The following is a 13,225-nucleotide window of genomic DNA, read 5'->3' as shown; positions in this document are numbered from 1 at the left end:
GGTGTCTCATGTCTTCCGACTCCCAGGATCTTAATAACTCCCGCGATCTTCAGCGCCGCCTCAAAAAGCTGAGCAAAAGCGAGCTGACTCAATTATTGCTGGAGTTGCACGGCAGACATGAAGAGGTGGACGCCTTTATTGATTTGTTCCTGCTCCGGCGTTCTCCCGCCGCCTTGTCCGCCAACCTGAGCGAGCGTATCCAGGCGATTGGGCAAAGTCGGCAGTTTATCCGCTATGGCGAAACCTTTGGTTATGCGGCGCAGTTACAGCAATTGTTGCAGGATATCGATGCGAGCCTGATGGAGGAATATCCGTTACAGGCCTGCGACATACTGGCGGAGTTCATCACCACTCACGAAAAAGTCTTCGTGCGCAGCGACGACTCCGCCGGAGCCATCAGCGATGTTTATCGAGAGGCGGTCGCCATGATGGCCAGAGCCATTGCGTCAGCGCGGCGGCGTCAGCGCTTTCCCGAAGGCTATTGGTTAAGCCGTTTCGCCGAATGGCGCAATAAGGACGCCTGTAATCTCCTGCTTGGCTTATTGGCCTCAGATAAAGCCTGTTTTACGGACAGCGAATTGAGTCAGTTGGCCTGGCGTTATGAACGTCAGCTACGTCAGGCGGTGAAAAAAGGACTGGCGCCCCAGGACGATTACTTTCGCGAAGCCTTGGCCGGATTACAGGGAACAGCCCAGGCGATGAACGACCCGGATCTGTACGCCCAGGCGGTAAAGCTGGCCTATCCCGAACTGAGCGATTTTTTGAAGATCGAACTGGCGGAAAATTATCTGAAAGCGTCCGAGCCGGACAAAGCGTTGGCCTGTCTGGATGCGCCCGAAGCAGAGAATCCAGATCTGCTGAAAATGCGCCTGCTGGCTTATGAACAGCTCGGCGATCGCGCCAGCAAACGCGAGGCTTTGCAACGCCTGTTCAATCTGGAGCCCACGCCGGAGCACCTGCAGGCGCTGCTGCAACTGGCTCCGCGCGAGGAGCGCGAAGACATCATCGACGACGCCATCCAAAGCGCGGAGCAAGCCGGCGACGGCGCCTTGGCGGCCAGCTTGCTGCTGGAGCTGCAACAGCCGCAAAGGGCGCTGGCGTTGTTGCAGCAACAAGGCGCAGCGCTACAGCAGTACTATCATGGCGACCTGCTGGCGTTGGCGGAGCGATTCAAAGAGCATCGCATTGGTTTAGGGGCCATTCTTTGTTATCGCGCCCTGCTGGAGGATATTCTCAATCGCAGTTACGCCAAGGCTTACGCTTACGCCGCCGATTACATGAAAGAGCTGGCGGAGCTGGACGTCGCGGCGCCTGACTATAAAACTGCGCCTGACCACGGCGCGTTTCTGGCGGAGCTGCGTCGCGCGCACCCGGATAAAGCCGGATTCTGGAGCCGGGTGGACGGCTCCGTATTGTTGCGCAGCGTCTGATTGCAGCTTGCACATATGCTTTTCAAAGTGCTTAGCGCAATGCGCGACGCGTCTGGCGCGACATCATAAGTATCTGTTTTAGAAGAGGCTTATTAGTGGCCTGAGTCTTGCCCATTATTGGTAAAGCTTTAATGGAGCAACCCTTTATGACTCATGCCCGACTTACAGCGCTTACTTTAACGCTGACGATCTCATCCTTGTTTATGCAGGGATGCGGCGGTGGCGGCGGCGCCAGCGGTTCGTCTACGACCGACAGCGCCCCTGCCCCGCAGACGACAGATTCCAGCGCAACCTCTACCCTCTCAGCCATTATCAACGACAGCGGGACTTCACTGGACGCCTACGTTAACAAACTGGCGGTCGTCACCATTCCCGACTCGCTGCTCGTCGAGTCCCGCCTGTTTCTGAAACTCTACGATAATCCCAACGCGCCGCTTTTTCTGGGAGAAATTATCCCGGTCCAGAACGGGCTGCTCTACGAATACCGCTTGGAAGTCAGTCTGCTACAAGGCCAAAGTCAGCTTCATTACGACCTCTTTGGCGTCAGCGGAGCCGTTGCCACTGTGACAGGAGATATTACGCTATGAGAGGTTACAACCGCCTTGTTTTATGCCTGTCGCTGTTGGCGATCCACGCGTCGGTCTCAGCAGCCACCGTCTCCAAACGCCTGAATGATGTGATTGAGTCACGAGGAATAGGCAATATTAATGTCATGGACATTGCTGGCAGCCAGCCAGATCTGACAGGCGCCGAGCTGGAGGCGTTCCGCCTGGACAATGGCGGCCGCCTGGTCTTCGCCATCGATGTCAATGAAGCCGCTAACGGCACGGAAAAAGCGTCCTCACAGGGCGTCGCCATCGAAAATCTGGAGTTGATCGTGGAGTCTGCGGGCGTCACCCATGTCTTCACTGACTTCTGGAGCCAAAGCCAAAGCATGCTGGCGCCCAAAGGCGAGCAACAGCGTCAGTTGCGCTACACCCTGATTGGCGACACCGGCTCCAGCCGCATTACCCCCAATACGGACAGCGATATCTATGGCTCGGACTTCGACGCCACCGTCTATGTCCCGGTCGATATTGATCTGACCGGAGCAGCCACGATCACACTCAATATCCAATTCATGGATACGCAAGTGCAACTGGGCGACCCGGAGGCATTCTACGACTACTCCAATGGCTATGAAGACATCGCCATCATCTCCGCCGAAGACGCTGCGTTTTTGGATCAATTGCAGGCCGGGTGGCTGGAGGCGCCATTGGTGATCAGGCCCGGCGATTCTGACCTGACGATGGCGAGCGCGCAGTATTTTCCCAGCGCCAATCAGTACTACATCGTCGCCTTTGAGGATTGTTATCCGGACCGGGGCGACTATGACTTCAATGATTTGGTGGTCGCTTATCGCGTCAATGTGGGTTTCAACAAATACGGTAAAGCGGTGCAGATATTTGGCGAAGGTTTTCTGATCGCCAAAGGCGCGGAGTATGACCTGGATTGGGGGCTGTCTTTCAATTTAGGGGCTATCAGCGGCGCCGCCACGACACAGGTGCTATCTCCTGAGACCGGTTTAGCCATAGAGGAAGAGAGCCTTGCAACGACGGTGTCCGGCCAGACTGACCTGCCGTTATTCACGGCAATAAAAAGTTTATGGAGCCCGATCGCTGGCGCGCAATTTATCAATACCGAACCGGCTCACCCCATCATTCAAGGGCCAGGCTTCACCTTTACGATTGCACTGGATACGCCCATGGAGGCATTCTCTCCCGACGCATTCCGCCCCTATCTTTATGTGCGCCCTAACTTCCAGACCGTCTACGCCGGCATGGATTTCGTGAACGATCAGGGTTACCCCTTCGGCCTGATCCTACCGGACACCTGGTCGCCCCCAACGGAGCGCACCGACATGGGACTGGCCTATACGGATCTGATTGACTATATCGAGTCCGATGGCGCCGCCGCTCTGAATTGGCACGCCAACAAGAATTCCGCTCAGGTAATGACGATTCCGCGCTCAAGCTGGCAATGGCGGTAGTTCCGCTATAGCGAGGCGGGGTTTTTGCCCGACCCATTGAGAAATCGCCTGGGGTTTCTCAGGGTCCACGCCCTCAAAATAATGCACTTCATCCCAGGCGCAGAACTCCCGTCGCAATTCGCCGGGCTGCAATAGAAAGTCAGGATTAGAGGGACGGCCGTACTGCGGCTGCTCCCATGTGAAAGTTTCATAGAAGAGATAGCCGCCAGGGGCCAGGGCGCGTCTCAACAGGGGAAATAGCGGACGATGCAGGTAGCGGAACACCAGAATCGCGGAAAAACTATCGTCGTCCAGGTCCGGCAGGCGCGTCTCCAGGTCGATGCACCAGATACGTCCCGGCAACCCTTCCTGCGACAACACCTCGGCGATGCCGTCCAGGGCTTCGGCGTCCCGGTCGGCGAAGACCACGTCCCGCCCCCGGCGCGCCAGCCACAACCCATTACGGCCATGTCCGCAGGCAAGATCAAGCACCGGCGCTACCGGCGCATCACGAAACGCATCTTGCCAACTGACCAGTAAAGGCGACGGTTCTTCATCATGACAATACATCTGTCATCCTTTCATATCCGAGAGTGAACGCATCACGCGCCGATGTAATAAAGAATAGTATCTAATTGAACCCGGGGCATGGGAAATTACCACGGAAGCCACGATGATCGCGGTCAGCAGCCAGCGATCCGCGGAGGGATATACGCCCAGCATAGAGAACAGGACGAACTTGGAGAGAATCACCGCGCCGCGAACCTGCACCAGCCATAGCCAGTTGGAGAGCAAATCGAGGAGCAGCATCGCCAGGCCGCTGGCCAGGGCGAACATCCAGAAGCCGCGCCATTCTTCCTGCCCATGGCCAAACCAGATGCCGCCGCACACGCCGGCGACGCTGAGAATATGCAGCGTACGCAGCGCTATCTTCAACCAGCGTTTGCCGGGAAAATCGCCGATTACGCCAGAGGAAGGGGCGTCACTCATTGGGATTGGGCTGATCTGTTCTGGAATGTTCCTGAAAGTATTCGTTATACAGCGAGGTTACACGATCCAGGTAATGATCTAAACATTTGTCTTTTTGGGTCTCGAAAGTCTCTTGCGCGGCCCTGAGCTCCAGCAGACGGTCCAGTCGAAACTCGCGATATTCCTTCCTGAGACGACACCAGGCGACCAGGGTCCAGGTGCGTCCCCAGAAAAACATGCCTAACGGCTCCAGCCAGCGTTCGCTTTCAACCCCATCGACCCGTTTGTAGCGCACCCAGATCAAGGTTTTTTGCCTGATTGCAGCGCGCAGCTCCTCGCCAAACTGGGCGGTTTTGGCGTCGACAAAAAATTGCGGAGAATATATCTGGGTCTGCTCGCCCATGCGTTTCAGGTGCGAGGGAAGCTCCGCCAGAATCTTCTGCAAGGCGTGAGTGGCGGCGCGGCCCATGGCGCGGTCGCTCCAGGCCTGCACCATACGCATGCCCAGCAACAGCGCTTCCAGTTCATCTTCTTGGAAGTTGAGCGGCGGCAAGGTGAAGCCCCTCATCAACCGATATCCCACGCCGGCTTCGCTCTCGATGGGCACGCCGGACACCATCAGCGCCTGGATATCGCGATAGACAGTGCGCTCCGACACTTCTAACTGCTCCGCGATAATCCTGGCGGTGGTGGCCCCACGCCGGCTGCGCAGAATGGTCACGATTTGGAAAAGACGATCAGCTCTGCGCATCCGGGAAAGGATTCCTCACGACATGGGAGATTTCGGTTCTCAGGCGGTCGCTGAACAACCGGAATCGTTCGCCACCTGCAGATGCCGCATTGTAACGGAAGTCGGATCAATATAGCTCATAAAGCCGCGGGTCAGCTCGGAGGTCATGAACATTTCCCCCGCTTGTTTAGCAGCGTCCATGTCCTGCCAGTACACAATGTCAGTCCAGCTGTTTTCCTGAGGGTTCTCGCACAGGCTGCGATACAGGAAGCCGTCACGGTCTCTGACGAATGCGTTGACGCCCTCGCTGGCTGCGGCGAATGCGCCTTTGTCCGCGTCAGGCAGTAGTTTAAACGTTACAAGTTCTACGATCTGGCTCATGCTTAGTCTCCTTGATGGAAGTGATATTAAGAACACGGAGACAGCATAAAAAAGAGCTCCTGACAGCATACTGTCAGGAGAAATGGGGGTTGAGGATAAAAACGTTGCGCGTCGCAGTGGCCGCGCTGAGTCAAACCGGAACGTCGCTGAGGTTGGCGGCGATCATCGGCATAATGGAGGCTACCAGGAGAAACGACATAGTCAGGTTAAACACGCGCTGTTGTTTGGGTTGAGTCAGCACTTTTTGCAGAATGGCGCCGCACAGCATCCACACTCCGACACAGGGAAAGCTGACAGAGAGAAACGCCAGGGCGATCACCGCCACCTGCGCGCTCATATCGCCACTGACCGTAGTGAAAGCCGCCACTGCGCCAATCGCCATAATCCAGGCTTTGGGGTTCACCCATTGAAACACCGCCGCCTGCCAGAACGTCATAGGCTTGACGTCTTTATCTGCGCGGATGGACGTATCCGTCGTGGCGATTTTCCAGGCCAGATACAACATATAAGTCACGCCCACTGCTTTAACGATGATATGCAGGGCCGGCGCCTGGGCGAATACGGTTCCCAGACCCAGCCCAACGGCGGCGACCATGGAGGGAAAGCCCAGACAAATACCGAGGAAGTGCGGCAGGGTGCGGCGCACGCCGAAGTTAACGCCGGAGGCCATCACCATGATGTTATTCGGTCCGGGGGTGACAGTGGTGGAAACAGCAAACAACAGTACGGCGAAAAATAATTCCATGATGACGACTCCCCGCCGAAGCGGAATAACTGCAACTACCGGGATGCGCGAGTTAATAGAAACCCGAAGCGCGTAGGGATTTGCAAAACTGTAAGGGTTAAAAAAGCCTCCGGACGTGGCGTCCGGAGGCGAAAAATACGAGGGTAAACTCGTATGGGAAGACAAAAATGCTTAACGATCTCGCCTCAGTGCGACCTTAGTCGCGCCAGAAGGGCTTCCTGGCTTCTGCTTCCGCCGCTTCGCGGGTCAGACCGATGTCATCCAGCATACTGTCTGACATCAATGACAGTTGGTGCCGGGTATCGATATTGCGGCGCCATTTGCCAATCAAATCTCTCAAACCATGTCTTGCGGCGTCATGTGCGCCATGACTGTCGGAAGGCGTCGCATTCCGACCGAATTTTCCAAAATGTGCTACGGCCATGCTTCATCTCCTCTGCTCGGACGCGATCCGGACAAATCTGTACTCCTGGTCGCGCCTTAATTTTCGCCACCAATCTAGGATGCATACTTTATCGCCCTTTTTTGAGCCGTTACAGATTCAAAAACCAAACATGTTGACCATAACAGATTTCCTAATTACCCTTCTGTTATGGTGTTAACCGGCTAAATCTGTACTGCTTATGGAAATGAATCTTTATGCGCGTCTGGCCGACCAGTTGGCGGATCAGATTCGCGAAGGCGTGTTCCGCGTCGGCGACAAACTCCCTTCCGTACGTCAAATGGCGAAGAAACAACAAGTCAGCATCTCCACCGTCAACACCGCGTACGGCGTTCTGGAGGATCGCGGCTGGATAGAGGCGCGTCCCAAGTCCGGCTACTACGTGCGCAAGCGCAAGGAGGACCGGCTCGCCACCCCGACCCAGACTCGCCACACGCCCAAACCCCGTCCGGCGAATACCTCACAGTTGGTCATGGAAGTGCAGCGCGACGCCGCCGCCCGCAAAGGGGTGAGCATGAGCGCGGCGATTCCCGCCCTGGACTTCCCTATTCTCAAGCAAGTACAGCGCACCTTCGCGCAGATGGCGCGCAGCAAGACGTTTCTGGGCATTGGCTACGACTCGCCGGAAGGCGTGCGTGAGTTTCGTCATCAGATCGCCCGTCGCGCCGTGGATGCAGGGGTTTTTATCTCCCCGGAATGCATCATCACCAGCGCCGGCTGCCAGAACGCCATGGCGTTATGCCTGCGCGTGCTGACCCAACCCGGCGATATCGTGGCGGTGGAATCCCCCTGCTACTACGGTCTGCTGCAGATGATCGAGACCTTCGGCCTCAAAGCGCTGGAGATTCCCGCTCACCCGCAAACCGGCCTGAGCCTGGAGGCGCTGCAACTGGCGCTGGAGAAATGGCCGATCAAAGTCGTGCTGACCGTCGCTACCTTCTCCAACCCCATTGGCTCGCTGATGCCCGATGAGCGCAAAGCGGAACTGGTGAAAATTCTAGGCCGCTACGATATTCCGCTGATTGAGGACGATGTCTATGGCGACCTCTATTTCGGCGATCACCGGCCCAAGGCGGTCAAAGCCTTTGACCCGGACGGACGGGTGCTGCTGTGTTCTTCGCTGTCGAAGACCATCGACCCGCAGTTGCGTCTCGGCTGGGTGATGCCGGGCCGCTATTTCGAAGCGGTCAGTCATCGCAAATTCATCAACAGCATCGCACTGCCGACCTTGCCGCAGATGGTGATGGCGGAGGTGCTCTCCCAGGGTATGTATGACCGCCACCTGAGACAGGCGCGGGAGTGCTATCGGCAACGCTTCGCGCGGCTGTTGGACCTGGTCAACGAACACTTTCCCGAGGGCACCCGCATCTCCCGTCCCCAGGGCGGACTGGTGGCCTGGTTCGAACTGCCGCGCAAGATCGACACCACGCAACTGTATCACCGCGCCCATGCGGAAGGCGTCATGCTGGCGCCCGGCGAACTGTTCTCTATTTCGGGCCAGTACCGCCACTGCTTCCGCCTGAATTACGCCCAGGGCTGGTCGCCGGAGCGGGAGCTGGCGGTGCGTAAGATCGGCCAGTGGGTGAAAGAGGAACTACAGTCGTCCTGACCCTACCCCTGCGCAAGTCTCAGAGACGGGAGCGTTCGCAGGATTTATACTGGACGCTCTCAAGACCACTCTGCAGCAGGGTATCGCCGCCATGAACGACGCCACAGACGACCGCCATAGTGAAGAAACCGCCGAATGGAAACCCCAGTTCGGCCTGCGCAACCGGCACGTTCAGTCGCTGTTCGCGTCGGTGAAACTGCGACGTCCCATGATGGCGAAACGCGCTCAGGAGGTATTGGATCGCGCCCAGCCTTACATCTTTGACTGCGCTGAAGGAGGCAAAATTCATGGCCTGCTCAGTTGTCGGGAAGACAAGCCGCGCAAGCTGGCCGTATTGATTCATGGCTGGGAAGGCTGCGCCGATTCGCTGTATATACTCTCCCTCGCAGCGCACCTGTATAACGCCGGTTACGATATCTTCCGTCTGCATCTGCGCGATCACGGTCCCACCCATCATTTGACTGAAGAGCTGTTCCACGCCAACCGCCTGGACGAAGTCTGTGAAGCTCTCAATAAAATGCAGACGCAATTGGAGCCGGAACAGTGGTATCTGGCCGGTTTTTCTCTGGGGGGCAATTTCGCTCTAAGAGTGGCGACGAAAGTTCAGGAGTTTGGGCTTAAACTGAGCAAAGTGGCGGCGATCTCCCCCGTTCTGGAGCCGATGCACACCTTATGGGCTCTGGAGCATGGTCTGCCGATCTATCGCAGTTATTTCCGCAAGAAATGGTTACGTTCGTTGCGCAAAAAAGCGGACAACCATCCTGGGTTGATTGACTACGACGCCTTCTATGATCGTAAAAGTCTGACGGAAATGAGCGACTACTTTGTCGGCGCCCATACGCCCTACGCCAACTCCGAAGTATACTTCAAAGGCTACGCCGTCACCGGCGAGCGTATGCGCGAGATTCAGGTGGAAACCCGTCTGGTGCTGGCCGAAGACGATCCAGTGATCCCCGCGCGGGACCTGGACCACCTCAACGGCAACCCGCTACTGAAAATAGTGCGCTCTCCCTACGGCGGCCACTGCGGATTTATCGAAAATTTCAAAATGGAAAGCTGGGCGGACCGTTATATCGCCGACTTCCTGAGGGAAGATGCGCAACGCTGATCCCTCTCGCTGAATACATGATTTTGAACAGGCACGAATTACCTATGTCGAAGAAAAGCGCAAAAAACTCCGGACTGGTTTACTCCACAGAGTTTGGTCGGATGTGTCCGGATTGCGGCAAACCCGTGGACGCCTGCGTTTGCGGTCAAACCGCCGTCCCCCAGGGTGATGGCGTGGTGCGGGTCAGCCGCGAAACCGCAGGTAGAAAAGGCAAAGGCGTCACCGTTGTGAAAGGCGTGCTGCTGGCGGGCGAAGAATTAAAGAATCTCGCCAAGCATCTGAAACAGAAATGCGGCGTTGGCGGCACGGTCAAAGACGGAGTAATTGAAATTCAAGGCGATCATCGCGACCTGATCGTGGAAGAGCTGAAAAAGAAAGGGTTTACCGCCAAAAAAGCAGGAGGCTGATGGGCGTCAAAGTATGGCGACGCGCTAATCACAGCTTGATCGCATTTTGCGATTACGTCTATAATTTGTTCATTATCGACACTCAAGTTGTTGGAGCCCGCCATGCCCCAGTCCGTCCGAATCGACGACCTTCTCATTGACAGCGCCAGGCGTGAAGCCAAAGGCGCGCACCGCTCCGTCCAGGGCCAGATTGAACATTGGGCCAAAATTGGCCAGATGGTGGAGCGTTCCGGCGTTTTATCTTACGAGCGCATCCGAAGCTTCCTGTCCGGCGAGATGCCGATAGACAACCTGAACAACGACGAGCGACTGATGGCGTCCCGCACGCTGTTCGACCAGTTTATCGACGACGACTTCAGCTCGGTGACGGACGAACTGAAAAACCGCGATGACAGTTATTACGGCAGCGAGGACGGCGAATCAATCAAGCGTTATGAGCCCTGACTGACCCGAAAGTCATTCATCATACGGAAACACAACAATAAGGACGGAGAGTGAGACGTAAACCGGTTTTATGGGTCCTCGTCGGCGGCAACGGCGCAGGCAAAAGCACTTTTTACAAGCACAAACTCGCACACCTGGACATCCCTTTCGTCAACGCCGACGAGATCGCCAAAGGTTACGCCCAGACCATTGATGACGAAGTCACCTTAAGGGCCGCGCAAGAAGCGCAAGCGCTACGCGAACAGCTCCTGCGCGAGCGACGCTCCTTCTGCATGGAAACCGTATTTTCCCACCCTTCCAAAGTGGATCTGTTGCTGTCTGCCAAGCGCCATGGCTATGAAATCACGCTGGTTTACATTCATTTGCAGCTGGAAGATCTGCACGTCAACAGAGTCTCCCAGCGCGTGCGCGCTGGCGGCCACGACGTGCCGGAAGAGCGTTTACGCCGCCGGCTGCCGAGGCTACGGGAAAACGTCAGCGCCGCCATCAATTTCGTCGACTTCGCATATTTCTTCGATAACACCAGCGCGGAAGCGCCCTATCAGTTTATCGTCAAACTGGAGCATGGCCGTCCAGTACAGTGGGGAGAGACCACGCCAGACTGGGCGCTGCGTATGATTGCGGACTAGCGTCAGCGCTAGAGCGTTACTCTAAGTCCTGCAAAGGCGCGTCCGGCTTGGCGTAACTCAACCGGGCCAGACGCTGGCTGCGGTGATAGCTGTCGAGACCCGACAGCGCCACAGTTTCGGCTTTTTCGATATCCACAAAACCATCCTGCATCAGACACTCTGACGGCAACTGCACCTGCAGAATTTCGCCAATCACCAGTTCGGTTCCATTAATGCTGAGATGGTGGTGCTCCCGCAACGCCATCCCCAACGAAATTTTGCTTTCTTTCACATAGGGCGCGACGAAGTCATCCCGCCATTCCTCAGTCAGTCCAACGGCGGTAAATTCCGAAACCTCTTTGGGGTAGCGGGCGGAAGTCTGGTGAGAGGGCCGGTAAATGCCCGCATGCACCTGATTCAGCGTGTAATGCCCTGTTGCAAGAATATTTTCCAGCGTATGCCGTTCAACCGAATGGGGTCGAATGATCATAGCCACCAATGGCGGATGCGCCCCGATATGCGTACAGGAACTGACAATAGAGAGGTTGGTGCGCCCCTCCCGATCCACACTGCCCACAAGATTAGCGCTCTTGAACCCGGACAGGGAGTTGATAAAGGCCACCCGATACAAGTGCGGCATCGCTTCGATATCTTCACGGTTGATCAGCATACGACTCCCATTCTGCAAATAATGACGGCGAACCCGACACTATACGCGCATTTTCCGCTTCAGGTTCACTTCAGCCCACTGCTACAGGGGCCCCTCTAGCTTACCCGCTCCCATAGACATCAGGGCATCTAAAGCCGCTATCTTCCGGTGTTATTGAATAATGAAATAATAGTAACTATTATCATTTACATTCTTAGTATTATTCACCAATAGGAACCGATCCCATGATGCGCCCTTGCAAACTCGCCGCAGCTCTCGCTGTTCCGCTGTTTATGTCCGCCTGCGCCGGGCAGCAGACTTCCAGCACCAGCCAAGTTGTTGAACCGAAACAAGTTGTCGATCACTTCGCTAACATGGCTCACGCCATGTATGAAGATTCTCTGCTGGCGGCGACGCAGTTGAACAAGTCCATCGACGTATTCCTGGCCAACCCCACCCAGGCCAATCTGGATGCAGCCAAAGCCGCCTACGCACAGGCTCGGGTTCCTTATCAGCAAAGTGAAGTTCTGCGTTTTGACGTAGAGAACGGCCATGTGACGGAAGGCCTGGACGCAGATGGCGGCCTCGCCAGCATCGACGCATGGGAAGGTCAGGTTAACGCATGGCCGCTGGACGAAGCCCTGATCGACTACGTTTCCGGCTCCTATGAAGGCGAATACAACTCACCCAAGAACATCATCAACAGCACTGGCGTCTTCACCGTAGGCGGCCAGAGCGTTGACATCTCGACCATCACTCCGGAACTGATCGCGGGCATGAATGAAATTGGCGGCGCGGAAGCCAACGTCACCAGCGGCGTGCATGCAATTGAATTCCTGCTGTGGGGCCAGGATCTTAACGGTACTGGACCTGGCGCCGGCGCACGTCCCGTCAGCGATTACTTCACCAAGTCCAGCCAGGGCGCCTGCACCAGCGGCGACAAAAAATCCGACTACAAGATCTGCCAGCGTCGCGCGCAGTACCTGAAAGCCGCAGCAGACCTGCTGGTTAACGATTTACAGGCCATGGAGGCGGAGTGGACGCCTGCCGCCGGCGCGCAAAAAGGCACCCTGCGTAACGACTTCCTGACCCGTGGCGACGGCCTGCAGCGCATTCTGGACTCCATGGGCGATCTGGCTATCGGAGAACTGGCCAGCGAGCGCATGAAAGTCGCCATCCTGTTCGGCAGCACTGAAGACGAACACGACTGCTTCAGCGATCTGACTCACATCGCTATCTACAACAACGCGATGGGCGTCGTGGACGCTTACCGCGGCAGCTATACCCGCCTTGACGGCAGCGTGGTCAGCGGACCCAGTCTGGCGGATCTGGTGGCGCATCAAAACCCTGTGCTCAAACAGCAAATGGATGAGCACATGAATCTGATCGAGAGCCGCATGCGCGCTATCGTAGACAAAGCGGAAGCGAAGTCCGGCGGGAAGAAGTTCGACCAGTTGGTCGGCGGCAGCGCAGAAGACAAAAAACTGGTGCTGGACGCCGCTGCGGCGCTGGTCAGCCTGGAAGAACCTTTGAGCGAAGGCGTTTCCAAAGTGCTGGCTCTGAGCCTGCAGGAATTCGACGCCGGCACCTGTCCAACTGAAAACGTGGGCGACTGCGAATCCTGATCCTGATATAAATCACGGCGGTCGGGCRAAAATCGGGTAAAATCCCTGGCCGACCGCCGTAATCTCTGAA

16 protein-coding genes are annotated in these 13,225 nt (G+C 56.5%); 9 read left to right on the top strand and 7 right to left on the bottom strand.

What is annotated here, in order from left to right:
- Nucleotides 1-8 precede the first annotated feature (8 nt).
- From KP814_RS03225 to KP814_RS03215, 3 genes are all read left to right on the top strand, one after another.
- Nucleotides 9-1,430, top strand: coding sequence for a DUF6880 family protein (locus tag KP814_RS03225; RefSeq protein WP_216735400.1), 1,422 nt, complete (start codon nt 9-11; stop codon nt 1,428-1,430).
- Between the two features lie 146 nt (nt 1,431-1,576).
- Complete coding sequence (locus tag KP814_RS03220) at nt 1,577-2,017, top strand: hypothetical protein (protein ID WP_216735399.1); 441 nt, start codon at nt 1,577-1,579, stop codon at nt 2,015-2,017.
- Nucleotides 2,014-3,459: an LruC domain-containing protein gene (locus KP814_RS03215; RefSeq protein ID WP_216735398.1), complete on the top strand. Its 1,446-nt coding sequence runs from the start codon at nt 2,014-2,016 to the stop codon at nt 3,457-3,459. The genes KP814_RS03220 and KP814_RS03215 overlap by 4 nt, the downstream gene beginning before the upstream one ends.
- On the opposite strand, the gene KP814_RS03210 is transcribed toward KP814_RS03215, so the two are convergent.
- The 6 genes from KP814_RS03210 to KP814_RS03185 all read right to left on the bottom strand — a co-directional run bounded on the left by KP814_RS03210 (nt 3,439) and on the right by KP814_RS03185 (nt 6,687).
- The gene (locus tag KP814_RS03210; RefSeq protein WP_216735397.1) at nt 3,439-4,008 is read right to left on the bottom strand and encodes a class I SAM-dependent methyltransferase; all 570 of its coding nucleotides are present in this window, start codon (nt 4,006-4,008) and stop codon (nt 3,439-3,441) included. The two genes, KP814_RS03215 and KP814_RS03210, sit on opposite strands and share 21 nt — an antisense overlap.
- A 3-nt stretch (nt 4,009-4,011) precedes the next feature.
- Nucleotides 4,012-4,428: a hypothetical protein gene (locus KP814_RS03205; protein ID WP_127967935.1), complete on the bottom strand. Its 417-nt coding sequence runs from the start codon at nt 4,426-4,428 to the stop codon at nt 4,012-4,014.
- Nucleotides 4,421-5,158, bottom strand: coding sequence for a YafY family protein (locus KP814_RS03200; RefSeq protein ID WP_216735396.1), 738 nt, complete (start codon nt 5,156-5,158; stop codon nt 4,421-4,423). The genes KP814_RS03205 and KP814_RS03200 overlap by 8 nt, the downstream gene beginning before the upstream one ends.
- 39 nt (nt 5,159-5,197) lie before the next feature.
- Nucleotides 5,198-5,518, bottom strand: a complete 321-nt coding sequence (locus KP814_RS03195) for a hypothetical protein (RefSeq protein ID WP_216735395.1) — start codon at nt 5,516-5,518, stop codon at nt 5,198-5,200.
- 130 nt (nt 5,519-5,648) lie between these two features.
- Nucleotides 5,649-6,263 carry a LysE family translocator gene (locus KP814_RS03190; RefSeq protein WP_216735394.1) on the bottom strand — a complete coding sequence of 205 codons (615 nt, stop codon included), beginning with the start codon at nt 6,261-6,263 and terminating at the stop codon, nt 5,649-5,651.
- A gap of 196 nt (nt 6,264-6,459) precedes the next feature.
- On the bottom strand, nt 6,460-6,687 hold the full coding sequence (locus tag KP814_RS03185; protein ID WP_216735393.1) for a DUF1127 domain-containing protein: 228 nt from the start codon (nt 6,685-6,687) through the stop codon (nt 6,460-6,462).
- 199 nt (nt 6,688-6,886) lie between these two features.
- Between KP814_RS03185 and KP814_RS03180 the strand changes: the two genes are divergently transcribed.
- The 5 genes from KP814_RS03180 (at nt 6,887) to KP814_RS03160 (ending at nt 10,902) form a co-directional block, all read left to right on the top strand.
- Entirely contained in the window at nt 6,887-8,314 is a 1,428-nt protein-coding gene (locus KP814_RS03180; protein WP_127967930.1) for a PLP-dependent aminotransferase family protein, read from the top strand.
- A gap of 91 nt (nt 8,315-8,405) precedes the next feature.
- On the top strand, nt 8,406-9,422 hold the full coding sequence (locus KP814_RS03175; RefSeq protein ID WP_216735392.1) for a YheT family hydrolase: 1,017 nt from the start codon (nt 8,406-8,408) through the stop codon (nt 9,420-9,422).
- A 44-nt stretch (nt 9,423-9,466) separates the two neighbouring features.
- Nucleotides 9,467-9,829, top strand: coding sequence for a translation initiation factor Sui1 (locus KP814_RS03170; protein ID WP_216735391.1), 363 nt, complete (start codon nt 9,467-9,469; stop codon nt 9,827-9,829).
- A gap of 102 nt (nt 9,830-9,931) precedes the next feature.
- A complete protein-coding gene (locus KP814_RS03165; protein WP_216735390.1) occupies nt 9,932-10,273 on the top strand; it encodes a ParD-like family protein in 342 nt (113 codons plus the stop codon).
- Nucleotides 10,274-10,323: 50 nt separating this feature from the next.
- Nucleotides 10,324-10,902 carry an AAA family ATPase gene (locus KP814_RS03160; protein WP_127967926.1) on the top strand — a complete coding sequence of 193 codons (579 nt, stop codon included), beginning with the start codon at nt 10,324-10,326 and terminating at the stop codon, nt 10,900-10,902.
- Between the two features lie 16 nt (nt 10,903-10,918).
- Here KP814_RS03160 and KP814_RS03155 read toward each other — a convergent pair whose 3' ends face one another.
- Nucleotides 10,919-11,551 carry a flavin reductase family protein gene (locus KP814_RS03155; RefSeq protein WP_216735389.1) on the bottom strand — a complete coding sequence of 211 codons (633 nt, stop codon included), beginning with the start codon at nt 11,549-11,551 and terminating at the stop codon, nt 10,919-10,921.
- A gap of 224 nt (nt 11,552-11,775) precedes the next feature.
- Between KP814_RS03155 and KP814_RS03150 the strand changes: the two genes are divergently transcribed.
- Entirely contained in the window at nt 11,776-13,155 is a 1,380-nt protein-coding gene (locus KP814_RS03150) for an imelysin family protein (RefSeq protein ID WP_216735388.1), read from the top strand.
- Nucleotides 13,156-13,225 lie beyond the last annotated feature (70 nt).

This window comes from Hahella sp. HN01, from assembly GCF_018986435.1.
Taxonomy (GTDB): Bacteria; Pseudomonadota; Gammaproteobacteria; order Pseudomonadales; family Oleiphilaceae; genus Hahella.
This window is presented reverse-complemented; position numbering and strand designations above follow the sequence as displayed.

Excerpts from the sequence above, each read along its gene's own strand:
- KP814_RS03225 (WP_216735400.1), top strand. The coding sequence starts at position 9 with ATGTCTTCCGACTCCCAGGATCTTAATAACTCCCGCGATCTTCAGCGC.
- KP814_RS03220 (WP_216735399.1), top strand. The coding sequence starts at position 1,577 with ATGACTCATGCCCGACTTACAGCGCTTACTTTAACGCTGACGATCTCA.
- KP814_RS03215 (WP_216735398.1), top strand. The coding sequence starts at position 2,014 with ATGAGAGGTTACAACCGCCTTGTTTTATGCCTGTCGCTGTTGGCGATC.
- KP814_RS03210 (WP_216735397.1), bottom strand. The coding sequence starts at position 4,008 with ATGTATTGTCATGATGAAGAACCGTCGCCTTTACTGGTCAGTTGGCAA.
- KP814_RS03205 (WP_127967935.1), bottom strand. The coding sequence starts at position 4,428 with ATGAGTGACGCCCCTTCCTCTGGCGTAATCGGCGATTTTCCCGGCAAA.
- KP814_RS03200 (WP_216735396.1), bottom strand. The coding sequence starts at position 5,158 with ATGCGCAGAGCTGATCGTCTTTTCCAAATCGTGACCATTCTGCGCAGC.
- KP814_RS03195 (WP_216735395.1), bottom strand. The coding sequence starts at position 5,518 with ATGAGCCAGATCGTAGAACTTGTAACGTTTAAACTACTGCCTGACGCG.
- KP814_RS03190 (WP_216735394.1), bottom strand. The coding sequence starts at position 6,263 with ATGGAATTATTTTTCGCCGTACTGTTGTTTGCTGTTTCCACCACTGTC.
- KP814_RS03185 (WP_216735393.1), bottom strand. The coding sequence starts at position 6,687 with ATGGCCGTAGCACATTTTGGAAAATTCGGTCGGAATGCGACGCCTTCC.
- KP814_RS03180 (WP_127967930.1), top strand. The coding sequence starts at position 6,887 with ATGGAAATGAATCTTTATGCGCGTCTGGCCGACCAGTTGGCGGATCAG.
- KP814_RS03175 (WP_216735392.1), top strand. The coding sequence starts at position 8,406 with ATGAACGACGCCACAGACGACCGCCATAGTGAAGAAACCGCCGAATGG.
- KP814_RS03170 (WP_216735391.1), top strand. The coding sequence starts at position 9,467 with ATGTCGAAGAAAAGCGCAAAAAACTCCGGACTGGTTTACTCCACAGAG.
- KP814_RS03165 (WP_216735390.1), top strand. The coding sequence starts at position 9,932 with ATGCCCCAGTCCGTCCGAATCGACGACCTTCTCATTGACAGCGCCAGG.
- KP814_RS03155 (WP_216735389.1), bottom strand. The coding sequence starts at position 11,551 with ATGCTGATCAACCGTGAAGATATCGAAGCGATGCCGCACTTGTATCGG.
- KP814_RS03150 (WP_216735388.1), top strand. The coding sequence starts at position 11,776 with ATGATGCGCCCTTGCAAACTCGCCGCAGCTCTCGCTGTTCCGCTGTTT.